Here is a 23,176-nt window from a genome sequence, read left to right on the forward strand (position 1 = left end):
CGCCCTGGCTTGACGTACATATGACGGATCTGGGGAGGATCACATGACCGGCGAGGATCCGGCGGCTCGGCAGGAAAACGCGCACGCCGAGGCACAGCGCAAGTACTTCGGCGAGACGCAGCCGAACAAGCTGACCTTCTTCTCCCCGATGGAAGGTTCCGCTCCGGAAGTCGTCTTCCCGGGTGTCGACCATCAGGAGATCATGCAGGTACCGGAGGAGATCCGGGAGAACGTCGATCTCAACAAATGGTACCAGAAGCGGTTCTACGCTCGCCCGCTGGTCAACGTCGGCGGCGACGAGCCGATGAGCGTGATTCATGTCGAGTACGGGCCCGGCGCGCACATTCCCGCGCATACCCACGACGCGCCCCAGGTGATCATCCTGCTCCGAGGTTCCGTCTTCCAGGGCAAGCGTGAAATCACCGCCGGCAACGGCTACTACACACCAGCGAACGTCCGGTACGCGGTCACGGCCGGACCCGAGGGCGCGAGCATGGTCGAGGTCAGGCGGTGCACACTGCACGACTATGACACCACGTGGGTYGAGAGCAATCCCGCGCGGTGGACCTGACCTACCGACCGGACGAGCCGGCGAAGAATCCGTCTCGCTGATCTGCCTGAAGAGTTCTAGYACCGCMGCGGAATGCGTGAGGCTTTACGCGTACAGCTAAGGGAGGAATTGCAGATGGGCCGCACCGACTGGATGATCTCAGTCGATGACCACGTGCTGGAGCCAGGTAGTCTGTGGCTCGAGCGCCTGCCCCGTCAGTTCCGGGACAAGGCGCCGGTGCTACGCTCCGACGACAAGGGCGAAGCGTGGTTCTTCGACGGCAAGCGGGTACCGACTACCGGTTTCCAGGCGGCCGCGAGCAAGCGCTACGAAGAGTTCACTCCGGATCCGGTCACCTATGACGACATGCGGCCGGGGTGCTACGACGCGGCCGAGCGCATCAAGGACATGAACGTCGACGGGGTACTCGCCTCGGTGTGCTTTCCCTCATTTCCGCGGTTCTGCGGACAGGTGTTTTACGAGACCCCGGATCGCGAGCTCGGCTTCGAGTGCATCAAGGCCTGGAACGACTGGATGATCGACGACTGGTGCGGCTATGCGCCCGATCGACTCATTCCGCTCATCATCATGCCGCTCTGGGACCCACTGCTCGCCGCGCGTGAGATCGAGCGCTGCGCCGCGAAGGGCGCCAAGTCGCTGACCTTCTCCGAAAATCCCCCTCGGCTGGGTCTCCCGTCGCTGTACGACCGGAACAACTACTGGGATCCGGTGATCGAGGCGGCCTCCGAGGCGGGGGTGGTCATCTCGGTGCACATCGGTTCCTCGTCCTGGGTGCCGAAGTCGTCCGACGACGCTTCCCTGCTCTCGCCCATCATCTGGGGAACGGCATCGGTCGCCTCCTGCACCATGGTCGACTGGATTATCAGCGGCAAGCTGCGGAAGTTCCCGAAGACCAAGGTGTCCATGTCTGAGGGCGGAATCGGCTGGATTCCGTACTTCCTGGAGCGTGGCGCTCGAAACATCGAGCGCCACCGATACTGGGCGAGCAAGCGCGATCTGGACCTGCGGGACAACGAAGACGAGGTGCTGGTCTTCTCCGACCGGCCTTCCATCGACTTCGATCTCGACTTCGTGCAGCTGTTCAAAGACCATCTATACGGCTGCGCATTCGCGGACACCGAGGCGTTCGGCCTGAGCGTCGTGGAATCAGTCGGCATCATCGACAACATCGTGATTGAGTCCGACTACCCGCACCTCGACTCCTCATGGCCAAACTCGCTGAAGGTGGCGAAGGAGAATATAGCCCACCTGTCCGAGGAGAACCAGTACAAGATCCTTCAGGGCAACGCACGCAAGCTGTTCGGCGTCGACCCCAAGGAACCGGAGGGCCTGCTGTGACCCGCGGCATCTACTCGGTGTCGCATGTCAACGTGGGCGTTACCGACCTGGATCGTTCGGTCGCGTTCTACCGTGATGTCCTCGGTATGCACGTCACGGTGGACCGCGAGGAGGACTACCCTCAGTACAATCTGCGGCAGCACGCGGTCTACCTCCGGTGGGACGACACCCCGGGCGGCTCGTTCCTGGTCCTGGATCGCCAGCTGGGTCGAGAGCCGTTCGGGACGCCCGCTGTCCTGCAGCAGAACGGTCTGAATCACGTCGGGTTCTGGGTACGCGACCTCGATGGGATCATGGAGCGGGTCTGGGCCGCGGGCATCGAGGGCGTCATTACCGATCATGCCGGGCCGGCGTACGGTGACCCGGCTGGCGGCAAGGTCCGCTCCGCGATGATCAGGGACCCCGACGGCTCGTTCGTCCAGCTCGACGAGTGGGTGGAGCTGCCTCCCGGGCCCGGCTGAACGACCCGGTCGAGATCGGATGGCGTGGGCCCGGACTTTCGCGAAGTCCGGGCCAGATCGCGCCACACCCGATGCGACTGGTTTTTCCTATTGAGATTTTCATTGAGATTGGTGTGGTTTGACGATGGCATTGGATCTGCCGGCCAAGGGCGATGTCGCGACTCTGCCGCCACAGTTGCTCGCCATCATGGCAACGATGCGGCAGGACATCGAGAACTCCTTCTCGGTGTCGATGCGGGACTCCACCTTCGCCCGCCTCGGTGTCCTGATGKCGACGGGCGCCACAGCCGAGTCGCTCGAAGGCCACATCAAGCACCTCCTCAACGAGGACGTGAAGCCGCACGAGATCTGGGCGGTCATGTACTCGATCATCGGCCACATCGGCATGCCGAAGTTCGTCCGCATGATGCCAGCCCTCAGACAGTGGCTCGGCAGCCCGACCGCCGAGGCGATCGCGGACTGAGGTCGTCGAGACTCATGAGCGGATCCATGTCTCCCGTGACCGCGCCAGTGTCCGAGTGGTACTGATGCGCGCCGCGTTCCATTCCGAGGTGGGCGACGTCGGGGTCCTTCAGGTCGGTGACCGACCCGACCCGGTCTGCGGCCCCAACGATGTCCTGATCCGCGTCCACGCCAGCTCCCTGGACCGGCTGGACCTGTACTCGCGCGAGGGGTCGCACGGCGTCCGTCGGTCGCTGCCGCACATCGGCGGCAGGGATGTCGCCGGCGACGTCATCGAGCTCGGCTCGGAGGTGGCGAAGAGCCCGGGCGGACTGGTGGTCGGGCAACCCGTGGTCGCCCTGACGTCGGGCGGCGCGCACAGCGAGTTCGCCGCCGCCCCCGGGCTGCTGACGTTTCCCAAGCCCGAGGCGCTGAGCTACGAGAGCGCCGCGGCGATCCCGACGGCCGGGCGCAGTGCCTACGACGGCCTGGTCAACCGTGCGCGGATCCTGGCCGGAGAGGACGTTCTCGTCGTCGCCGGCGGCAGCGGGGTCGGTACCTTCGCCATTCAGATCGCGCGTGCGTCCGGCTGCCGGGTCATCACCACTGTCGGTTCGCCGGAGAAGGTGGCGCCGGCGCTCGAACTGGGCGCCTCGGACGTGATCAACCACTACACGGAGGACGTCGCGGCCCAGGTGAAGGAACTCACCGGCGGCCAGGGGGTCCACGTCGTCCTCGACCACGTCGGCGCCCCGATGTGGAATGCGTGCTTCGGCTCGCTGAGACCCTACGGCCGGTTCGTCACGACCGGGGTGACGGCCGGGGCGTCGGCCCAGTTGCACCTCGGCAGGCTGTTCACCTCCGGGGTGGCTCTGCACGGAGTCGGCCGGCCGGACGACTATCAGGTACGCGCCGTGATGCTCCGCCTCCTCGACATCATCGACAAGGGCCTCGTCACTCCGGTCGTTCACGCCACGTTCCCGCTGGATGACATTCGGGCTGCCCACGAGATGCTCGAGTCCTCCTCCTTCTTCGGCAAGGTCGTCCTCACCATGAAGGGGCACGGCAAGCCATGAGCACCTTTCTCCTCCCGGTCGACGCGTCGCTGGTACTCCAGTTCGCCCGGGCGGTCGGCGACCCGACGCCGCTCGTGAACGACCCGCTGTTCGCCCAACGCGCCCAGATGGGTGAGGTGGTGCCCCCGCCCACTTTCCTCATCGCCGCGGACCATTTCGATCCCGAGTGCCGCCGTCGGCCGGTACCCGGCGAGGCCTGGCCTGGCTCGGGACGGGTCACCCCTGACTGGACGCCGCCCGACACGGGTCGCGGCCGGGGACTGCACGCCCAGCAGAGCTTCGAATATCACCGCCACCCTCGCGTCGGTGAGCTGCTCACCGTCGCGTCGAGCCCGGGCGAGTCCTGGACGAAGCGGGGCAGGCAGGGCCAGCTGCACTTCACTGAGACCGTGACCACCTACCACGCTCAGGGGGCGGAGCCGGTGGTCACTGCGCGTTGGGTCGGGGTGAGCGTGCTTCCATCGGGCGCGGAGCCGCCCGCGGGTGAACGCAGACCCGGCGAATCCTCCGGATCGGGCCGGCGGGAGACCCTACCGCCAAGCGCCGCCGAGACAGGCGAGAAACCCGAGCCGATCCCGCTGTCGCCCCCGCCGGCGGCCGAGTTCCGTCCGGGCCGGTCGTGGTCGGYGTCGGTGGCCGATCCGCTGACGCTGTCACACATCGTCCGGTACGCGGGCGCGTCAGGTGACTTCATCGGCGTGCACCACGATCCGTCAATTGCGCGCATCGTGGGCGGATACCGCAATGCCTTCGCGCACGGCATGCTGACGATGGGGCTGACGGGCGCCGTGCTGACGGCGTTGGTCGGCACGGAGAACCTCGAGTCGTACAGTGGGCGGATGCTCGCGGTCGTCTATCCCGATGACTCGCTCACCACGAGGGTCACGGTGGCGTCGATAACGCCGCAGGCCAGCGACGGGCTTTCCGTCGCCGACCTGCGGATCACGACCCGTACCCAGCACGGCGACGTCGCGTTCGATGGAGCGGCGCGTGCTCGGCTCAGCGGCTGAACACCGCGCCACCGTTGATGGTGAGAAGCTGCCCGGTGATGAACCCGGAATCCGCTGACAGCAGGTAGCGCACGCCAGCAGCGATTTCCTCCGGTCGGCCGATCCGGCGGAACTGACCGAACAGCAGCTGCGCGACCAGCTGGAGACCAACTTCTTCGGCGCGGTCTGGGTCACCAGGCCGTCCTGCCGATCCTGCGCGCCCAGGGCAGCGGCCACATCGTGCAGATCTCGACTATCGGCGGCGTCGCCGCGTTCCCGTCCCTTGGCGGCTACCACGCCTCCAAGTGGCCTCTCGAAGGCCTCGGCCAGGAAGTCGCCGGCACCGGCATCGCGGCATGCACACCGCTCACGCCGGCCGGCGCTGTGTCACGGCCTAGTGGACGCCTTTGCGGGCGATGAAGCGGAACTGGGTCTCGCCGCCGTCCTCAACCGTGGCATCGGCGAATCCGGCTGCGGTGAGCCTGGCCACCAGCCCGTCCGGATCGACCGGGACGAAGGTGTCATCCACGTGTGCGCTCCGGATCCTCGGCACGTCCTTGCCGTCGACACCGACGAACACCCCGCCGGGGCGCAGCACGCGATGTACCTCGGCGAACAGCCGGTCCTGATGGTCGGAGGAGTACATGTGGTGCAGCATCGAGAACGCCGTGACGGCGGAGAATAGATGTGCCGGCAGTCCGGTCGCGGTGGCATCGRCATGCAGTACCCGCGTGCCGGTACCGGCCAGCCGCTCGGCCAACGCCGCGGCGAGGTCGGCGTCGAACTCGACCGCCGTGACAGTCGGAACCAGCTCACGCAGCAGGTCGGTGGTCAGCCCAGGACCCGGACCTATCTCGAGCACGTCGTCTCCGAGATCGACTACCCGTTTCAGCCACGGCAGGAGGTCCCGGCGCAGGGCCTCGGCCCATTCCGGACTGGCCAGGTACCGAAGATGGCCATCGTTCATCTCGTCACGCCCTTCGTGCGGAGGTCCCGTCGAACTCGCGGAGTCCTAAAGGCGGCCCGCGCCCTGCTCCCAGAAATATGTACGCTTCGGCCGTCATGACCGTCTCCGCGAAACCGGCCAGGGATTTGTCCAGACCGGACAGCCCCAGCCTCGTCACGATGCGCCGGAACACCGAGGTCACCGCCGGCGTGTACGCCTTCGACGGTGACGCGACCACCCTCACCGCCCCGGGCGGCAAGCTGGCACGCGACGGGCTGCGGACAGGGTGGCACACCCACGACCTGCACCAGATCGACTATGCCTTCCACGGCACGATGGAAGTCGAGACGTCCGCGGGCCGCTACCTACTACCACCCGCGCTGGGCGCCTGGATCCCGGCCGGCCTGCCGCACCGAACGAGGATCGCCATCCGCGTACGGACGATGTCGGTCTTCTTCGACCCCCTGCTCGTCCCGGACGCGGGCGACCGCGTGCGTATCGTCGCGGTCACACCCGTCGTACGAGAAATGATCATCTATGGCGGCCGCTGGCCCATCGGCCGAGCTACCAGCACCCCGGCCGCCGACGGCTACTTCCGAACGCTGGCCGCCCTGGTCGCCGAGCACCTCGACATCGAGTCCCCGCTCTGCCTCCCTCTCAGCGACGATCCGCTGGTCGCGGCCGCGATTATCTACACGGACCTGCACCTGGCCCAGGTGACCCAAGCGGCCGTRTGCCGGCAGGTCGGAGCATCCGAGCGCACACTGCGGCGCAGATTCCTGGCCTCGACCGGGCTGTCCTGGCATGGCTACCTCACCCAGGCGAGACTCCTACGGGCGATGACCATGCTTGCCGAGGCGACTTCCACCATCCTCGACGTCTCCATCGAGGTCGGTTTCGAGAGCCTGAGCGCGTTCTCGCGAGCGTTCACCCAGCGAACCGGCCAGACTCCGTCGGCCTACCGCGACCGGGTCACGGCTCGACGGCGACCTGAACCGACCGAAGCCTTCGATGAGCCCGCGCACGGCGGACCAGGCCGTCCGGCATATCGCAGCCAGTGACGTCGGCTACCGACTCGACCGCGCTGAGAACCAGAACGGCGATCTCGACGTCCTTCTCGTTCAGCCGACCACCGAGACCGGCCGCGCTGAGCAGCCTACGGATCGGCAGGAACACGACCGTCGACACCATGTCCGCCATGATCCCTGACGTGCTGTTCGCCCAGCTCAGCGCCCCTGACCGTCCACTTGCACCCCGCAGGGCGGTGGGGATCTCCTTCGCCGTCACGATCGGGTCTCGTTGCGTCATCAGGCAGCGAAATGCCATCAATGACGGCCTCCGTTCATCTGTGCACGGCCGGACCTGCCGTCAACGCACGGGACCGTCCGGTCCACCGAGCCGGCGCTCCGGCACGAAGCGTGCCGGTGATCGGCTCGTTGGGTCCGGGGCGGTCACCGGGCGGTCGTTCAGGGACGCAGGGCGTCGAGGATCAGCCCGGTGAAGAGGCGTCGGCTGTCCTCGTCCTGCTGGCCGGTCTCGACCAGCCGCTGGGCGCAACCGGTCGTCAGCGTCCGCACGTCCGCCCCGCGGACGTCGAGGCGGATCGCGCCGGCGAGCTGGGCGCGGGTCGTCATCTGGTCGAAGGCCGCGACGATGCCCTCGACCTGCCGGTCCGCGCCCGGCAGGCTCCTGCTGCGCAGTACGTCGTGAATGAGGCGGTTGGTCACGATTCGGTCGAACCAGTCCGTGATGAGCCCGTGGAACCCGGCCGCCGGATCGGGGTCCCGCAGCGCCGACTGGGTACGGGTCTCAAACCACTGAAGCTGGCGGGCGAGGACGGCCTCCACCAGGTCGTCGCGGCTGGGGAAGTTCCGGTAGACGGTGGCCTTGCCGACGCCGGCGCGGGCGGCGACGTCGGGCACCGTCGCGGTCAGCCCGCGCTCGCGGAACACCTCGACGGCGGCCTGGACCACCCGTTCATGGTTGCGCCGCGCGTCCGACCTGCGCGTCTCGGACGTCGTCACCCGACCATTGCAGCACATCGGCGGCCATCGGCCCCGGTGCGTGATCCACTGTTGCCGGCCGCGCGATCACCGCGACCTCGGACGCGCCGTGCTGGAGAGCGCGCCGGCCGGGCAGGGCCAGCGCGGCGAGGCCGGCTATCACCGCGACGACGGCGCAGACGGCGAACGCGGCCTGGTACGCGCCGGCGCTCGGCAGGCCAGAGGCCGGGTCCGCGTGGGCGACGAGAACGCCCGCGCAGATCTGCGAGCCCAGCGACGAGCCGACGGAGCGCAGGAGGGCGTTGACCCCGGTGGCCTCGCCGGTCTTCTCGACGGCAACCGCGTCGATGATCAGGTTGGGGATCGCCGCGAACACCAGGCCGATCCCGCCGAACAGCACCACGCACATGCCCAGCAGCGCCCCGGGCGAACCGGGCAGCGTGGCCAGCAGGATCAGGCCGGCAGCCGCGAGCAGGCTGCCGGTGAGCAGCGCCACGCGCCCGCCGAAGCGTCGGCCGATGACGCTGGCCAGCGGGCCGGTGACCAGCATCGCCAGGGAGCCGGGCACCATCAGCAGACCGGCGGTCGTCGCGTCGGTCCCGAACCCGTAGCCACTGGCCTTCGGAGTCTGCGCGAGCTGCGGGATGAGCAGGAACGCGCCGAACATGCCGAACCCGACGAGCACGGTGGAGATGTTGGTGGTGAGCACCGCGCGCTGGGTGAGGACAGGCACGTTGATGAGTGGCTCGGCCTGCCGCCGCTCGTAGGCGATCAGCGCGGTGAGCACGACGAGGCCACCAAGGATCAGACCGAGGGTTGCCGTGCTCGCCCAGCCCCAGCTGTCGGCCTGGCTGATGGCGATCAACGGCATGGCCAGCCCGGCGCCCAGCAGCAGCGTGCCCACCAGGTCGATGTGGCCAGGAACGCGGACCGGCGACTCCGGGACCAGCAGCTCCGCGCCGACGGCCGCGGCCACGGCCATCAACGCGCCTGACCAGAAGATCCAGTGGTAGGTCGTGTGGTCGACGAACAGGCCGCCGAGGACCAGTCCGAGGCCGCCGCCGACACCGAGCACCGCCGAGACCAGTCCGATCGACGCCGGCCTCTTCTCCGCGGGGAACTCGTCGCGGATGATGCCGAAGCACAGCGGAATGATGCCGCCGCCCGCGCCCTGCAGGATCCGCCCGACGATCACCAGCGGGAGCTGCCCGGCCAGCGCCGCCACCACGCCGCCGAACGCGAACAGGCCGAGGGACACGACGAGCATCCGGCGCTTGCCAACCATGTCCCCGAGCCGGCCGATGATCGGCGTGAGGATCGCCGCGGCGACCAGGTAGCCGCTCATCGTCCAGGTGACGCCGCCGACGGAGACGTGCAGCTCACGAGCCATGTCCGGGATCGCCGGCGCGACGGTCGTCTGCGCGAGCGCGAACGCCATGCTGGCCAGCAGCAGGACGGCAAGCGTGCGACCGGGCTTTGGACGCGGATGAGCCATGTTCATGGTGCTCCACAGGTGCTCCGAGCGCCCGGTGCCCGGACGCCGCCGACAGGATCGGTGCGGACTGGAACGGGCGAAATAAACGGACCGATTGGGTCCACATCCTATGCGGACCCGGTGGGTCCACTTGAGCGCCAAGCCACCAATCCCTCGATGACGTCCACCACAGAGCACACTCATCACCCTGCGTAACCAGTTAGAGGGTGGTGACCTGCGCCAGGGTTGGACGATCGCCCCTCGACCAGGCACCAGCCAGGCACGGGGCGGGGTTGGTCAGAGGACCGCGCCTGGGTTGAGGATTCCGCTCGGGTCGATGACCAGCACACTGCCGGTCACCCAGATACTCGATCACGTAGGCACGCAGGCCGGCGCGCACCGCGTMGTCGTCCCACACCGCGCCAGCCAGGAAGTGCCGCATCCCCGCTGGTGACGACTCCCCGGCATGCTCGGCCAACGTCCAGCAGTTCACCCGCGGCAGCCCCGCCATCAGGCCGAGCAGAAACGACCGCAACCGCCTGCGGGACTCGACGCGAGCGAAACAACCATCGAACCGGGAAGCCAGTCCCTCGAAGCCGGCTCGCCATCGGACAGGGTCTACGCTGGGGCACACGGCCACCGGCTGATCATCGAGAGTCCACACAACCCCCGACGATCACCGGTGGCCGCTTCGCGTCCGGGCCCGCCACACCACTCAGGCCAGCCCGGCCACCCAACCCCAGCCCACCAGATCCAAACGATCACAAAAGTCGGGCTGGAGTACTAAGTCCATCAGTCCGACGAGCGCCGGTCAGACGATGAAGGTGAACGCGCGTCGTTGCTCGCTGAGCTGCAGGCGCCCGAACCGAAGGCCAGGACAGTGCGCGGTCGAAATGGGGACGCTCTGACCCGGCCAGCTCACGGACCGGCGCGTTGCGGGTGTCCCGGGCGCCCATCGGGTCGACATCGGCGAACCCGTCTCACTTGTCGTCAACCGGCTCGACGGTGTCGCTCCCATCAGGTCGTTGTTGGCAAGGCCGAGGTCGACGAGCGCCACCCGGTCCTCGCTGTCACCGCGGACGAGAAAGCCGCCCATCAAGCTTTTCCTGCGTAATAGCACCGGAGCCACCGACTCACGCGGCCGCCGGCACCGCGAACTTCCTGGAACAGCCATCCGTCCAAGTGGTCCGCGCCCGGGGACGGAACGATCAAACAATATCCCGTGGCGGCGTGACCGCCAGTGCCGGAGCGCATGGCCCAGGGCCCCATGCCACTTAGTTAAGCCAAGATCTACTGGCATCGTCGCAGGTCAGCGGTTCGCGTGAGGATCGAAAATGGCCCTAGCTAAGCGGCATCGACCCAGGGCTCGGTCGTGTTCACGTGCCGATTCGAGGCAGACACACGAAGYCGAGGAAAGCGACACCAAGTCAACGCCGACACATACAAACAACATCGAAATCACAATCGGCCGGCATGGCCGTGGCGAGGCTGTTGCAGCGGGGTGATGCCGACCGTTAAGAGCCGAACCAGATCGTCGATCGACGTCAGCCGGCGAGCACGCACCACACCCCCGTCCACGTTGACGCTGACCAGCCAGGGCGCGACGCCGGCCGATCGCGCCGCGAAGACGCCAGGAATCCAGCGGCGTTGGAACGGTCTATCAGTTGTCGGTCCGGGCGGCGTTTGTTAACCTGCAACGCGCCACGATACCTGCGATAGGTGAGCCGGATTACGTCCCGCTCACCGACCAATCGAGAATGAAATTCTATTTTTGTACTCGAGTGCCGCCCGAAGCGGGGTCGAGTCACCGCCGTGGTCCACGCTGAGTGATGCGCTCGGCAATGATTGACGCGACAACCAGCGGTTGCCCACCTGTCGGTTGGAGAAGGATCGACGATGCGATCGGACATACCTGAGGATTCCCTGCTTGGCTCGTTTCTGGCCACCCTCTCGGCTCGGTTGCGGGAGGAGACTTCGGCGGATCTCACGATGGCGGGCCGGGTCGATCCCAGGACCAGGATTCTGACGATAAGGAGCGTGGACGGCACACAGCCGGCCGGCCTGATCGGGAGGATCGTAGAGCCAGGCAGGGGGGCCGGTGGCCGCGCGGTCATGCTCGGACGACACATCCTGGCGGATCCGGAACGGTTGGACCGCGCGGTCTGCGTCAAGGGAATCCGGTCCCTGCTCGCCGTTCCGGTACGGTGCCACGGGCGAGTCGAGATTGTCGTCTATGTAGGAAGCCGATCCGAATATTTTATCGACGCGGCCATGACCGCGCACGTCCTGTGGCTCACCCATCTGGCCGAGAAATACCTGGCAGAGGCCGCCGGACCACACGGCGTTGACGGACCGTGGCGACGCATGGCGTACGCACTGCACCAGGTCGAGAGCCAGTTAGAACGAATCCGGCGGCGAACCAGCGACCCGGTCATCCAGAACGAGATCGCCACCATCCGCAGGCTGGTGCTGCTCAGCATGGCGGAGGAACAGTCCAGGGTGGCGGAGACCTCGGTCACGCTCTCCCCGCGAGAGCTCGACCTCCTCGGTCTGGTGGCTGAAGGACTATCGAATGCGGAGGCCGCGGAACAGATGCTGGTGACCCGGGAGACCGTCAAGTCCTACCTGCGCAGCATCCGCGGTAAGCTCGGCGTGAACAACCGGACCGCGGCGGTCAGCGTGGCACGGCGATTGGGCATGCTGCGCTGAGCGCGCGCCGAGGCCGCCGGGGCCGTTCCTTATCGCGGTCCGGTCCGTCCACGGGGTTGTTCAGCGGTTATGGTCCGCCGCCGACGACGTCGACGGCGCCACGGCCAGCCTGCTGGGACGCGAGCTCACCGAGCAGATCCGGCACGAGCCGGACGTCGCCGGGATGCTCTCCTACTGGACTGRCCAGACGACAAATCCACTCCTGCGAGCCAAGGACGGCCACTCCGCGCTGATCCTGTTGCGCCTCACCGGGCCCGAGGACGAAGTGCAACGCCGCCTCGACGCCCTGCACGACCACTACGGACACGACGGACGTTGACAAAGAGCGCCACCGGGAAGGCCGGACCGTTGGCCGCGAGGTACACCACCGCCTCCGCCCCAGGCCTCCGCCAGCTCGACTAAGTTCAGCGACGGCTTCAGCCAGACCGTGGCCGGCACGGGGCTGTCGGTCGTTTCGGTCAGCTCGTACGCGCGAAGGTCGGCGGCTGCCCGTTCCACATCGCCTCACCCGGACCATCTGCTCGCCGATGGTCTACGCCCCTTGGCCGCGGCCAGGACCCACAACCTTTTCTGCCCTCCGGCGTCGATCGCTAATCGCAACGCGGCGATCGCTTAATGTGACGTTGCGGGTACCCGGATACCCGGGTACGGCGCCCACCGGCGTGCCCGGTTGCGGTCTGCTCAATCGTCCACCTCCGCGAGATCCGTGGGTCGTTGGCGGCCGCCAGGCCGGGCCGAAGCCGGCGGGGACGTCGCCACGCTTCATTCGTCCGCTCCAGGGGTGGCGAGGCCGAGCAGACGCGCGGCGTTACCGCCGCGGATGGCCTCGGTGGTGGCGGTGTCGAACTCCGCGGCCTCGAGCCGGTCGACGGGGTCCTCGACACCCATGTCGAAGGGGTAGTCGCTGCCGAGGGTGACCTGGCTGGCTCCCATCACGCTGACGAGGTGCCGCAGCTGCCCCGGCGTGTAGACCAGGGAGTCGACGAACGTTCGTCGCAGGAGAGCCGATGGCGGCTCGTCGGTCGTGTGAGCGTCGCCTCGAGAGGCCCAGGCATGGTCGGCGCGGACCACGTAGCTGGGCAGGTACCCGCCACCATGCGCGGACCAGATCCGAAGCCGGGGGTACCGCTCCAAAAGGCCGGAATACAGGATGCGTGAGAGGGCCAGCGCGGTCTCAGTCGGGTTGCCCACGCTGTTGAACAGGTAGTAGGCGCCCAGYCGTTCACCCAGCGTGCAGCCCCAGGGATGGATCAGGACCGCGGTGCCGAGCGACTCCGCCGCTGCCCAGAAGCCCTCCAGGGACGGGTCGTCGAGCTCACGTCCCGGCCCGGCGGACGTCGAGATCTGTACGCCGCGCATGCCGAGATCGAGGACGGCGGACTCCAGTTGGTCGGCCGCAAGGCCCGGATGCTGGAGCGACACCGCGCCGATGGGAAGGAACCGGGCGGAGTCCTTCGCGCAGAACGCGGCGACCGAGGTGTTGCTCGCGTGCACGATCCGCGCTGCGAGGTCCTGGTCCGCCCAGGCATGCGGGAGCGGCACGGCACTCACCGCCTGGATGTCGACCCGAGCGGCGTCCATGGCSGCCAGGCGCAGGTCAGGGTCCGTGAGCTTCGGGCCGAGCTCGCCGATGTGCCGCAGGTTGACCTGCAGCGACGAGAGTCCGAGCGAGGCGGCGTCGAGCTGGCGCTGCCGCGCGAGTCCAGGCTGTCCCTCGATGAGCGCGTCGACCGCGGGAACGGCGACGTGGGCGTGGACGTCGATGGAGGGTACGGCAGGCACTCGTCACTCCTTGTGAGACATCGAGGACACCCGCCGGCATGGGAGGTGTCCAAAGGTTGACATGATGATTCGCCGGGTCCAGCCTCAGGACCGCCGTCGAGGAAGGGGCCGAAAGACCTGTGACGCTCAGACATATCGATCTCAACCTGCTGGTCGTGCTCGACGCGCTGTTACGCGAGAAGAACGTGACGCGGGCGGCCGAGAGCCTGCACCTGTCCCAGCCCGCCGCCAGCACCGCGCTGGCCCGGCTGAGGCGCACGCTGGGCGACGAGCTGCTCCGCAGGAACGGCCGCTACCTCGAACTCACCCCGCGCGCGGAGTCGCTGGTTGGCCCTGTGAAAGAGGTGTTGGCAACCATCGAGCAGACAATCATCCGGCCGCCGGCCTTCGATCCCGCCACCGACTCGCTCCGCTTCTCCGTCATCGGCAGTGACTACGTCGGCGCGACCCTCGTGCGGCCGCTGCTCACACGTCTCCACGGGCTCGCGATCGGTCTGCAGGTCAATGTCACCCCGGTCAGCGTTCGATACTTGGAAGCTCTGAGGCGTGACGAGGTTGATTTGGCGATCCTTCCGGACAGGATCGTCGACGAGCGCTCGATCCCGGACTGTTCGCGAATGCCTGTCATCGTGGAGCGATTCGTCGGCGCGGTGTGGCGGCACCACCCGTACGCCGGGACCCGCCTCACCGCGGACCTTCTCCGCCGCGCCCCCTACCTCGAGTACGCCCCCTCGGGGCAGCGAGCCATCGTGGAGGACGATCTGGACGCGGCCGGCTGCACCCGCCGGGTCGCGGCCAGCTCCAGCAGCTTCGCCACCATGGTGTTTCTCCTCTCGGGAAGCACCGACCTCGTGGCGGTGCTTCCCGAGAGGTCCGTAAGACGGGCGGCCGCCTCGGCGGAGATCCGGGTGCTCGAGCCAGACATGCCCCTTGTACCGCTGCGCGAGTCGGCGTTCTGGCATCGGCGACGTGATCGGGACCCAGGGCACATCTGGTTGCGTGAACGACTGTTCGCCACGGCCCGCATCGAGTTTCCCGACGTCGTCACCGACTCGGCCGCGTAGTACGCCCATCCACCCGCCGTCACACGGGTTGGGTGGTGAGTTCAGCGTCGCGGCCGGGCGCGGGCGCCACGGCCGCTCGGCGGCAGCGGCCAGTCCGGTGAGAACGGGTACGGCGCCGTCCCAGTGGCCAGAAAGCTCAAGCGTCGGCGACGCCCGTCCCTGCCCAGACACCGCCGACAGGTCAAGTGCCTGATCCCGGACGCGGACGACGAGAGCCTGGAACCACCGACCACCGACCATCGACCATCGGCATCGGCGAGACAGCCCAGTGCCCACTCCTGCRCATGGCCGATCGCCTGGACTGACTGCACGGTCGGGTCGTCTCCTTCGTGGAAGGGTCACGAGAGGTGACCTTTCCAGTTTGCGTCAACGGCGGCAGCTGCCGGAAATTCCCGTTTTGAATACTGGCGATCCGCACCGTGAATGTCCGCTGGCGGCGCCGGCCGCCGTAGCGGGGCACGCTGCTGCTACTCGCCGACAGGCCGACGGCGGGTGCTCCCCCACCCGGCGCCGCGCGGCGCCCCAGCGTCCGGCGCCAGGCGGCGGGTGGCGCTCACACCGCCTCCCGCACGCAGACGTTGCGCTGGGCGCCGAGGCCGGCGATGGCCGTTCGCATGACGTCCCCGGGCCGCAGCCATCGCTTCCAGTACCCCCGTTGCCGGCCGGGCTGCCGGTGAGAATCAGGTCCCCGGGGAAGAGGGTGGTAGCCGCCGACGCCTCGGCGATGAGGGTCGGCAGGTCGAACAGCATGTTGCGGGGCGCGTCCCGCTGGAGGCACCGGTCGTTCAGCTCGAAGGTGATCTCCAGGTCCCGGTGGTCGGGAATCTGGTCGGCGGGCACCACGAACGGACCGGTCGGCAGGAACGTCGGGCGGTTCTTGGCCCGCGTCCAGTCCCCGCCCAGCGGCCGGTGCTCCGCGGGGAACTGCAGATCGCGGGCGCTGATGTCGTTGCACACCGTGTAGCCCGCGGCGTGTTCCATCGCCCGCTCGCGGGGGACCCGGCGGGCCGTCCGGCCGATGACCACGGCCAGCTCCGCCTCCCAGTCGACCTGCGCGGCCTCCGGGGGCAGCAGGACGTCGTCGTCCGGGCCGCAGATCGCCGCGGGCAGGCCGCTGAAGAGGAACGGACTGCCCCGGCGGGCGCGCTCGTCCATGAGCTCCTCGGCCGCGCGGCGCAGCTCCTCGTCGGTGCGATGGTCGTCCACGGCGCGCCCGGAGATGATGATCTCGGCGACGTGGGAGCGGTAGTTGGCGCCGGCCTGCAGGATCTGCCGGGGATCGACCGGCGGGAGGACGCGCAGGTCGGCGACGGGGACCCCGTCGGGCGGCGCCGTCCGGCGGGCCAGCTCGGCCAGCCACGGGTGCGCCCCGGCCCAGTCGTCGAACAGGGCCCGGATCGTCGGCTCGCCCTTGACGGGCCCGTCCGGTCGTAGGCGGATGACCCGCGCACCGACCGCCACGCCGGTGAACTGGCCCATCTCGTCCTCGAACCGGCCGAGAGCCCATCCCTCCACTCGGCGTTCCATCACGCCTGTCCTTCCCCGCCGGGGTGAGATCCGGAAGTCCCCGGCCGCGGGCCCCCTCCGGCTGTCGCTTCGGTGGTCATGTCGCGCTCCTGAGCGCCCCGCGCCCCGCGTACTCGGCCCGGCTGCCCAGCTCGGTCTCCAGACGCAGCAGCCGGTTCCACTTCGCGGTCCGTTCCGAGCGGGTGGTCGAGCCCACCTTGATCTGGCCCGTGCGCCAGCCGACGGCCAGGTCGGCGAGCCAGTCGTCCTCGGTCTCACCGGACCGGGCCGACAGCACGGTGGCGTAGCCGGCGGCCTGGGCGCGGCGGATGACGGCGCGGGCGGTGTCGAGCGTGCCGATCTGGTTCGGCTTGACCAGGCCGGCGTTCGCCACGCCCTCCCGGATGCCGCGCTCCAGCCGCTCCGGGTTGGTGACGAACAGGTCGTCGCCGAGCAGCTGGCGACCGGCCAGCCGCCGGGTGCCGGCGCGCCACGCTGGCCAGTCGTCCTCCGCCAGCGCGTCCTCGACGGAGACTATGGGGTAGGTGGCGCACCAGTCGGCCAGCTCCGCGACCAGCTCCCGCGCCGTGAGGACCCGGTTCTCGGCGGCGAGCACGTAGCGGCCGTCAGCGCGGACGAACTGGGTGGCGGCGACGTCGATGGCGATGCCGACGTCCTCGCCCGGCCGCAGGCCCGCTCGCTCGATACCGGCGACCAGCACGTCGAGCCCCGCGCGGTTGGTCGCCAGCAGCGGACCGAGGCCGCCCTCGTCCGCGACCAGCGCCACCGGCAGGCCGCGGGAGGTGAGCTCGTCGGCGGTACCGGCGCGCACCCGTGACGCCCACTCGATCGCCGCCGTGAACGAACCGGCGCCGAGCGGAACGGCGAGGAAGTCCTGCACGTCGATCGAGCGGCCCGAGTGCGCCCCGCCGGAGATGATGTTGATCATCGGCAGCGGCGGCAGCGGCGCGGCGCCGTCGTCGGCGACGGCCTCGTACAGCGCGATACCACGGGCCGCCGCGGCGGCGAGCGCGGCCGCGATCGAGACACCGAGGGTGGCGTTGGCGCCGAGCCGGCCGAGGTCCGGGGTGCCATCGAGCGTCCGCAACAGCGTGTCGAGGGCCGTCTGGTCGAGGGCGTCGACGCCGCGGACAGCGCCGGCGATCTCGCCGACCACACCCGCCACGGCCCGGCGGACGCCGTTGCCGCCGTAGCGGTCGTCACCGTCGCGCAGCTCGCGGGCCTCGTGCCGGCCAGGCGTAGTCGGTGACCAGCACGCGCCGGGCGGTCATGGTCGCCGCCACGGGCGGATCCCGCGCGCCTTCGGCCCGGCGGCGAGGCGGTCGCTGCCGCCGCGCGGCTCGATGATCACGTCCGGGGTGGGCCGCGGCGCCCGGGCCGGCGCATCGGCGACGGTGCCCTCGTCGACAAGGACCGCCAGACTCGGACCGTCGTCCGCCCGGCATCGGACGATCTTCATCGCGCCTCCTTGGGATCTCCAGGACGCTAGGCTGGCCGGCCGGCCGCCGGAAATGCACGACATGGTTGGCTACGATTCGCGTGGATGATGCGGGCCACGCTCGGCCGGCGGTGCACCCTCTGCTCGAGCATTCGCCTCCGTCGCCGGTGAGGAGCGCAGGTGAAACTGCAGCAGGTCGATCTCAATCTGTTGGTCGTTCTCGACGCGTTGCTACGCGAGGGGAACGTCACCCGGGCCGCCGAGCGGCTGCACATGTCGCAGTCGGCCACCAGCACCGCGCTGGCGCGACTGCGCAAGGTCCTCGGCGACGAGCTGCTGGTGAAGAACGGTCGGCATCTGCGGTTCACCCCGCGAGCCGAGTCGCTGATCAACCCGGTGCGGGACGTGCTCGCCGCGATCGACCAGTCCATCGTCTGCCCACCCGGCTTCGACCCGGACAACGACCACCGGGTCTTCACGATCTACGTCAGCGACTACGTCGAGGTCACCCTGGTCCGTTCGCTGCTGGGACGGCTGGCGGGGCTCAACACCGGCCTGCGCATAGACGTCGCCCCGGTGCCAGCGCGTTACGTCAGTGCCCTGCGGCGCGACGAGGCCGACCTCGCGGTGCTGCCGGACCGCCTGGTAGACACCGCCGACCTCGACGACTGCGTGCGCGTCCAGGTCATTTCCGACCGTGTCGTCGGGGCTGTCTGGAGCGGCCACCCCGCGGCCGGGGGACGGCTTGACGCGGACGTCCTGAGCAGCTTCCCCTACCTGCAGTACCAGACCGCCGGCGGCAGGGGCCTCGTCGAGGACGACCTCGACGAGGCCGGCATCAGCCGTCGGGTGGAGGCGGTGGCCAGCAGCTTCGTCGGCATGCTGTTCATGCTCGCCGGCACCCACCTCGTCGCCCTGACGCAGGAGCGCCTCGCCCGGCGCGTGGCGCAGGCCGCCGACATCGTCCTGCTCGAGCCGGACTTCCCGCTGGCCCCCCTGCACCAGTCCGTCTTCTGGCGCAACCGCCGCGGCCGGGACTCCGGCCATGCGTGGCTGCGCGAGCAGCTTCTCGCGGTGGCGGCCGATACCGCGGGGCCTGGTGCCGTCGCCGCGGAACCCAGCCATCGGTGACGCGGGTCGCATCCTGATGCCCGGCGCTGTGGACGCCGGCCGCGACGTGGTCGTCACCCGGATCCGGCCGGTCGCGGACCGGATCGTCGAGGTCGTGCTGGCCGCCGCGGACGGCGGACGACTCGCGCGCTGGGCGCCCGGGGCTCACGTCGACCTCGTGCTCCCCACCGGCGCGACCCGGCCGTACTCGTTGGCGGGCGACCCCGGGGACCGTGCCTGGCGCCTCCTGGTGGCCAGGCCCGAGCGCGGCGGTGGCGTCTCGGCCCATGTGCACGACGTTCTGCGCGCCGGGGACCGGCTGCGGGTGCGCGGGCCGCGTGACCTGTTCCCGCTCGGCGGCGGCGCCCGTTTCCTGTTCCTCGGTGCCGGCGCTGGGATCGCGCCGCTGCTGCCCATGGTCCGGCTGGTCCGGGCCGCCCGCGTCCACCCCTGGTCGCTGCTGTTCGTGGACCGGTCCACGCGGCACCTGGAGCTGCGCCGGGAGGTCGAGGACCTGGGCCCCGACGCCCGGGTGGTGCCAGGGCGACCGGCGGTCCTGCGGATGCTCGCCGCCGCGCCGGCCGGGACGGCCGTCTACGCCTGCGGCGGCAGTGGCTTCGTCGCGGCGGTGGCGCGCGCGGTCCCGGCCGGCGTCGAGCCGCACCGCCAGGCCTTCGACGCGCCGGCTCGGGACGCCAGCGCCGGGCACCGGTACGAGGTCGTGCTGGCGCGACGCGGTGACCGCCTGTGGGTGGAGCCCGGAACTCCCCTTGTCACCGCCCTGCACCAGGCCGGCGTCGGCGTCCCGGTGTCGTGCGGCGCGGGCCTGTGCGGCGCCTGCGTCGCGCGGGTGCTCGACGGCGCGGTGGAGCACCGGGACTCCATCCTTCGAGCCGCCGAACGCTCGGCGGGGCAGCAGATCGTCACCTGCGTCTCTGCCGCCGGGGGGACCGGCTCGTCCTCGACCTGTGATTCGGGTCATCGGCGGCGTCAATCCCTGAAATCGCGGCTGCGCATTTCCGCCTGCCGCCTCCGATTTCTATGGTCGTCCCAGCGGCATGCGCATCTCCTGGAGGAGCATCATGGCTGGCCTGATCTCGAAGCTGGGATACGTGGGGGTGCGGACTCCTCGGTCCGAGGAGTTCCGCACCTGGGGACCGGACGTGCTGGGCTGCATGCTCGGCCCGGACGGCGCGGACGGCGCCGTCCGCCTGAAGATCGACGACTTCGACTACCGCCTGTCTTTCCACCCCGGCGACGAGTACCGCCTGCTCTACACCGGCTGGGAGGTGCTCAACCACCGGGACCTGGACACCGTAGTGAACCGGCTGGAGGACGCCGGCGCCAAGCCCCGGTACGCCGACCTGGGGACGATCGAGTCCCGCGGGGTGAAGCACCTTGTGCAGTTCGAGGACCCGTACGGGCAGCCCCTTGAGGTTTTCTGTTACCAGGAGTCGAGCTACCGCTGGTGGAACCCGCCGCGCCCGCACGCCGGATTCGTCACCGGCGAGCAGGGCCTCGGCCACATCGTCTACGCCGTGCCGGAGCTGGAGAAAGTCGTCGCCTTCTACATCGACGCTCTGGGCTTCCTGCCCAGCGACGTCATCAGACTCCGGGAGCCGCTCGGCGAGATGTGGTTCCTGCGGGCCAATCCTCGCCACCACAGCGTCGCGTTCATCCAGGTACCGCATTCGGCGGGGCTACATCACGTCTATCTCGAGTCCAACTCGCTCGACGACGTCGGTTATTCCTATTTCGACGTGCTGGGCGGGGACGCCAACCCGGACCTGCTGATGAACCTTGGCCGGCATATCGGCGACCAGACGGTGTCCTTCTATGYGCACAGCCCCGGCGGTTTCTTCATCGAGTACGGCTGGGACGGCCTGCCGATCGACGACCTCGCGCGACGCTCCCCGCACAACATCGACCTGGACAAGGGAAAGCGAGCGGAAATGTGGGGTCACAAGTTTCGCTTCCAGCCCAACGAGGCGGTTCACCCGTACAAGGACTGAAACCCTTCCAGACGACGACGTCGAGGAGATCCCGACATGTTCAGCATGTATTTACCCGCCCCCGAGATGCTTCGCTGATGGGCGCCGTCGGCAGTGTCCTGATCCAGGGCGCCGGCATCGGCGGCCTCACGCTCGCCACGGCCCTCGGCCAGCGTGGCGTCGAGGTGGACCTCGTGGAGGCGGCCGGCTCGCAGACCGTGCTGGGGGTTGGCCTGAACCAGCCTGTCAACGCGCTCGCAGCCCTCGAGGAGATCGGTGTGCGGAACGAGTGCCTGACGGCCGGTTTCCCGTTCGAGGAGCTGCATCTGTGGAGCCTCGCGGGTGAGCAGCTGGGCGCGCTGCCCATGCCGCCGGCCGTGTACGCCGCACCCTCGAACAACGCGATCGGGCGGCCCGCCTACAACCGCATCCTGCGGGCGGCGGCGGAAAAGGCCGGCGCCCGCCTGCGCATCGGTGCGACGATCTGGTCGATGGCCGAGGAACCGGACGGTGTCGTCGTCGAGACGGCCACGTGGACCAGCCGGCACATCATGCCCGTCCGTGCGGCCGGGGCCCGCGCCAGCCGCTACGACCTCGTCGTGGGTTTCGACGGAGTGCGCTCCAAGGTGCGCGAGCACCTGTTCGGGGACAGGTACGTGCCGGAGTTCACGGGGTCGGCCAACTGGCGGGTCACGCTGCCCCGGCCGGACTACCTCGACCGCATCGTCCTCGCGTTCGGGCCGGACGTGAAGGCTGTGCTCACGCCGATCAGCCAGGAGTGGATGTACTTCGGGCTGGTCACGTCGGAAGAGGGCAACCCGCGGTACGGCAAGTCGGACCACCTCAAGCTGTTCCGCGAGCGTGCGCGGAGCTTCTCCGGCCGGCTCGGCGAGCTGCGCGACAGCGTCACCCCCGAGCACTCCATCGTCTACACCCCACTGGAATACCTGGTCGTACGCGAGCCGTGGTACCGCGGGCGGATCGCGATCGCCGGTGATGYCGCGCACACCAGCACCCCGCACCTCTCGCAGGGCGCCGCGATGGCCGTGGAGGACGCCGTCACGCTGGCCGCCGCGCTGGACGAGCACGACMTGCTGCCGGACGCGCTCGGTGCCTGGTACGGCCGGCGGCGCGACCGGACCCAGTTCGTCGCCGACATGTCTTTCGTCCTGCTCAAGGAGGAACGGGGCGACGAGCTGACCGCCGCGCAGAAGGAACTCTGCGCGCTGGGCATCCCCGGCGCACTCGCCCGGCTGTTCGGGGAGCGGTACTGATGCGCGCCTACGTGCTCGCCGCCGAAGGGGCGAGACCGGCCTTCACCGACGTGCGCGCACCGCGGCCGGCCGCCGGCGAGGTGCTGGTACGGGTGACCGCCTCCTCGGTGAACCCGCACGACGGTCTGGTGGCGAGCGGCGGCGCTGCTCGCTACCTCGAGTACCACTACCCCGTCGTGCTGGGCAGCGACCTTGCGGGCACGGTGGAAGCGGTCGGAGCCGGCGTGGATGATCTCGCGCCCGGCCAGCGGGTGTTCGGCCTCGTCCGTGAACGGGTCGCCGCCCGGGGCACCTTCGCCGAGCTGGTCGCGGTTCCGCGGGGCTGGGTGACCCCGACCCCCGACGGGGTGGACGACGCCACCGCCGGCGCCCTGGGGCTCGCGGCGCTCACGGCACTGCGCTGTGTCGAGGCCGTCGATCCCGGCGCCGGCGAGATGGTCCTCGTCAACGGCGCGACCGGTGGCATCGGCGGCTACGTGCTGCAGCTGGTTCACCTGCGCGGGGCGACGTCGATCGCGACGGCCCGGCCCGGCCCGGAGGAGGACCACGTCCGCGGGCTGGGTGCCGCCGGAGTCGTCGACTGGACGAAGGGTGGCCTCGCCGCGGCCGTCTGGGCACTGGCCCCCGTCGGCGTCGCGGCCGTCGTCGACCTGGTCACCCGGGACCGGGACACGCTCACCGAGCTGGCGAGGCGCGTCCTCACACCTGGTGGGCGGGTCGCCTGCACCGGGCACGCCGCCGACGCGGAGCGCCTGCCCGGGGTGCGGGCCACCAACGTGGTGGCCGAGGTCGACCAGCCGGCCCTGCGGACGATCGCCGAGCTGGCCGGCTCTGGCCAGCTCGTGGCGCCGATCACCCGGACGTTCGCCCTGGCCGACGTGGGCCAGGCCTTCATCGCGCTGGGCCAGGGCGCCACGGGCAAGCTGAGTGTCCGCTGAACGCCTTGTTCGCCCTTGATGACGTCTGGTCCAGTGAGGCACGG

General features: G+C 69.4%; 21 protein-coding genes and 2 pseudogenes. 15 read left to right on the forward strand and 8 right to left on the reverse strand.

The window, feature by feature from the left end; genetic code table 11:
- Positions 1–43 precede the first annotated feature (43 nt).
- The 7 genes from BL253_RS32990 (at position 44) to BL253_RS45940 (ending at position 5,296) form a co-directional block, all read left to right on the forward strand.
- Positions 44–571, forward strand: a complete 528-nt coding sequence (locus BL253_RS32990; RefSeq protein WP_076821393.1) for a cupin domain-containing protein — start codon at positions 44–46, stop codon at positions 569–571.
- Between the two features lie 114 nt (positions 572–685).
- The gene (locus tag BL253_RS32995) at positions 686–1,909 is read left to right on the forward strand and encodes an amidohydrolase family protein (protein WP_076821394.1); all 1,224 of its coding nucleotides are present in this window, start codon (positions 686–688) and stop codon (positions 1,907–1,909) included.
- Positions 1,906–2,370, forward strand: coding sequence for a VOC family protein (locus BL253_RS33000; protein ID WP_076821396.1), 465 nt, complete (start codon positions 1,906–1,908; stop codon positions 2,368–2,370). Before BL253_RS32995 ends, BL253_RS33000 begins: the two co-directional genes overlap by 4 nt.
- Positions 2,371–2,494: 124 nt before the next feature.
- Positions 2,495–2,833: a hypothetical protein gene (locus BL253_RS33005; RefSeq protein WP_131831631.1), complete on the forward strand. Its 339-nt coding sequence runs from the start codon at positions 2,495–2,497 to the stop codon at positions 2,831–2,833.
- Between the two features lie 64 nt (positions 2,834–2,897).
- Positions 2,898–3,887, forward strand: a complete 990-nt coding sequence (locus BL253_RS33010) for a quinone oxidoreductase family protein (RefSeq protein ID WP_076821441.1) — start codon at positions 2,898–2,900, stop codon at positions 3,885–3,887.
- Positions 3,884–4,897 carry a MaoC family dehydratase gene (locus BL253_RS42580; RefSeq protein WP_076821400.1) on the forward strand — a complete coding sequence of 338 codons (1,014 nt, stop codon included), beginning with the start codon at positions 3,884–3,886 and terminating at the stop codon, positions 4,895–4,897. Before BL253_RS33010 ends, BL253_RS42580 begins: the two co-directional genes overlap by 4 nt.
- 219 nt (positions 4,898–5,116) lie before the next feature.
- Positions 5,117–5,296, forward strand: coding sequence for a hypothetical protein (locus BL253_RS45940; protein WP_076821401.1), 180 nt, complete (start codon positions 5,117–5,119; stop codon positions 5,294–5,296).
- Here the strand turns inward: BL253_RS45940 and BL253_RS33030 are convergent.
- Complete coding sequence (locus tag BL253_RS33030; protein WP_076821403.1) at positions 5,271–5,843, reverse strand: class I SAM-dependent methyltransferase; 573 nt, start codon at positions 5,841–5,843, stop codon at positions 5,271–5,273. The genes BL253_RS45940 and BL253_RS33030 overlap by 26 nt on opposite strands.
- Before the next feature lie 95 nt (positions 5,844–5,938).
- Between BL253_RS33030 and BL253_RS33035 the strand changes: the two genes are divergently transcribed.
- Positions 5,939–6,883 carry a helix-turn-helix domain-containing protein gene (locus BL253_RS33035; protein ID WP_081438940.1) on the forward strand — a complete coding sequence of 315 codons (945 nt, stop codon included), beginning with the start codon at positions 5,939–5,941 and terminating at the stop codon, positions 6,881–6,883.
- Positions 6,884–7,288: 405 nt separating this feature from the next.
- Here BL253_RS33035 and BL253_RS33045 read toward each other — a convergent pair whose 3' ends face one another.
- From BL253_RS33045 to BL253_RS45610, 3 genes are all read right to left on the reverse strand, one after another.
- A complete protein-coding gene (locus tag BL253_RS33045) occupies positions 7,289–7,846 on the reverse strand; it encodes a TetR/AcrR family transcriptional regulator (RefSeq protein WP_241835352.1) in 558 nt (185 codons plus the stop codon).
- Positions 7,800–9,320, reverse strand: a complete 1,521-nt coding sequence (locus BL253_RS33050; protein ID WP_241835353.1) for an MFS transporter — start codon at positions 9,318–9,320, stop codon at positions 7,800–7,802. The genes BL253_RS33045 and BL253_RS33050 overlap by 47 nt, the downstream gene beginning before the upstream one ends.
- Before the next feature lie 199 nt (positions 9,321–9,519).
- The gene (locus tag BL253_RS45610; protein WP_116438915.1) at positions 9,520–9,963 is read right to left on the reverse strand and encodes a transposase; all 444 of its coding nucleotides are present in this window, start codon (positions 9,961–9,963) and stop codon (positions 9,520–9,522) included.
- Between the two features lie 1,232 nt (positions 9,964–11,195).
- Here BL253_RS45610 and BL253_RS33065 point away from each other — a divergent pair.
- The gene (locus tag BL253_RS33065) at positions 11,196–12,008 is read left to right on the forward strand and encodes a LuxR C-terminal-related transcriptional regulator (protein ID WP_076821414.1); all 813 of its coding nucleotides are present in this window, start codon (positions 11,196–11,198) and stop codon (positions 12,006–12,008) included.
- Between the two features lie 762 nt (positions 12,009–12,770).
- On the opposite strand, the gene BL253_RS33070 is transcribed toward BL253_RS33065, so the two are convergent.
- Positions 12,771–13,790, reverse strand: coding sequence for an amidohydrolase family protein (locus BL253_RS33070; RefSeq protein WP_076821416.1), 1,020 nt, complete (start codon positions 13,788–13,790; stop codon positions 12,771–12,773).
- Positions 13,791–13,909: 119 nt separating this feature from the next.
- Between BL253_RS33070 and BL253_RS33075 the strand changes: the two genes are divergently transcribed.
- The gene (locus tag BL253_RS33075) at positions 13,910–14,854 is read left to right on the forward strand and encodes a LysR family transcriptional regulator (RefSeq protein WP_076821418.1); all 945 of its coding nucleotides are present in this window, start codon (positions 13,910–13,912) and stop codon (positions 14,852–14,854) included.
- A 366-nt stretch (positions 14,855–15,220) separates the two neighbouring features.
- Here the strand turns inward: BL253_RS33075 and BL253_RS33080 are convergent, their stop codons facing one another.
- The 3 genes and pseudogenes from BL253_RS33080 to BL253_RS33090 form a co-directional block, all read right to left on the reverse strand.
- Positions 15,221–16,381 carry a fumarylacetoacetate hydrolase family protein gene (locus BL253_RS33080; protein WP_081438937.1) on the reverse strand — a complete coding sequence of 387 codons (1,161 nt, stop codon included), beginning with the start codon at positions 16,379–16,381 and terminating at the stop codon, positions 15,221–15,223.
- A gap of 76 nt (positions 16,382–16,457) precedes the next feature.
- Positions 16,458–17,618, reverse strand: a pseudogene (eno, locus tag BL253_RS33085) (phosphopyruvate hydratase); the annotation flags it as partial.
- A 30-nt stretch (positions 17,619–17,648) separates the two neighbouring features.
- Positions 17,649–17,840 (reverse strand): hypothetical protein, encoded by a 192-nt coding sequence (locus BL253_RS33090; protein WP_076821421.1) that lies wholly within the window; start codon positions 17,838–17,840, stop codon positions 17,649–17,651.
- Between the two features lie 159 nt (positions 17,841–17,999).
- On the opposite strand from BL253_RS33090, the gene BL253_RS33095 reads away from it, so the two are divergent.
- The 5 genes and pseudogenes from BL253_RS33095 to BL253_RS33115 all read left to right on the forward strand — a co-directional run bounded on the left by BL253_RS33095 (position 18,000) and on the right by BL253_RS33115 (position 23,132).
- Complete coding sequence (locus BL253_RS33095) at positions 18,000–18,950, forward strand: LysR family transcriptional regulator (protein ID WP_076821423.1); 951 nt, start codon at positions 18,000–18,002, stop codon at positions 18,948–18,950.
- Positions 18,951–19,491: 541 nt separating this feature from the next.
- Positions 19,492–19,860: pseudogene (locus BL253_RS45615) on the forward strand (2Fe-2S iron-sulfur cluster-binding protein); the annotation flags it as partial.
- Positions 19,861–20,011: 151 nt separating this feature from the next.
- Positions 20,012–20,941, forward strand: coding sequence for a VOC family protein (locus BL253_RS33105; RefSeq protein WP_076821425.1), 930 nt, complete (start codon positions 20,012–20,014; stop codon positions 20,939–20,941).
- Between the two features lie 77 nt (positions 20,942–21,018).
- A complete protein-coding gene (locus tag BL253_RS33110) occupies positions 21,019–22,194 on the forward strand; it encodes an FAD-dependent monooxygenase (RefSeq protein ID WP_076821427.1) in 1,176 nt (391 codons plus the stop codon).
- Positions 22,194–23,132, forward strand: coding sequence for a quinone oxidoreductase family protein (locus tag BL253_RS33115; protein ID WP_076821429.1), 939 nt, complete (start codon positions 22,194–22,196; stop codon positions 23,130–23,132). The genes BL253_RS33110 and BL253_RS33115 overlap by 1 nt, the downstream gene beginning before the upstream one ends.
- Positions 23,133–23,176: the final 44 nt, after the last annotated feature.

The organism is Pseudofrankia asymbiotica (assembly GCF_001983105.1).
Taxonomy (GTDB): domain Bacteria; phylum Actinomycetota; class Actinomycetes; order Frankiales; family Frankiaceae; genus Pseudofrankia; species Pseudofrankia asymbiotica.

What these genes read in the sequence shown, in the direction of transcription:
- BL253_RS33115 (WP_076821429.1), top strand. Translation starts at nt 22,194, where the DNA reads ATGCGCGCCTACGTGCTCGCCGCCGAAGGGGCGAGACCGGCCTTCACC.
- BL253_RS33010 (WP_076821441.1), top strand. Translation starts at nt 2,898, where the DNA reads ATGCGCGCCGCGTTCCATTCCGAGGTGGGCGACGTCGGGGTCCTTCAG.
- BL253_RS32995 (WP_076821394.1), top strand. Translation starts at nt 686, where the DNA reads ATGGGCCGCACCGACTGGATGATCTCAGTCGATGACCACGTGCTGGAG.
- BL253_RS33050 (WP_241835353.1), bottom strand. Translation starts at nt 9,320, where the DNA reads ATGGCTCATCCGCGTCCAAAGCCCGGTCGCACGCTTGCCGTCCTGCTG.
- BL253_RS33065 (WP_076821414.1), top strand. Translation starts at nt 11,196, where the DNA reads ATGCGATCGGACATACCTGAGGATTCCCTGCTTGGCTCGTTTCTGGCC.
- BL253_RS33080 (WP_081438937.1), bottom strand. Translation starts at nt 16,381, where the DNA reads ATGGAACGCCGAGTGGAGGGATGGGCTCTCGGCCGGTTCGAGGACGAG.
- BL253_RS33090 (WP_076821421.1), bottom strand. Translation starts at nt 17,840, where the DNA reads ATGAAGATCGTCCGATGCCGGGCGGACGACGGTCCGAGTCTGGCGGTC.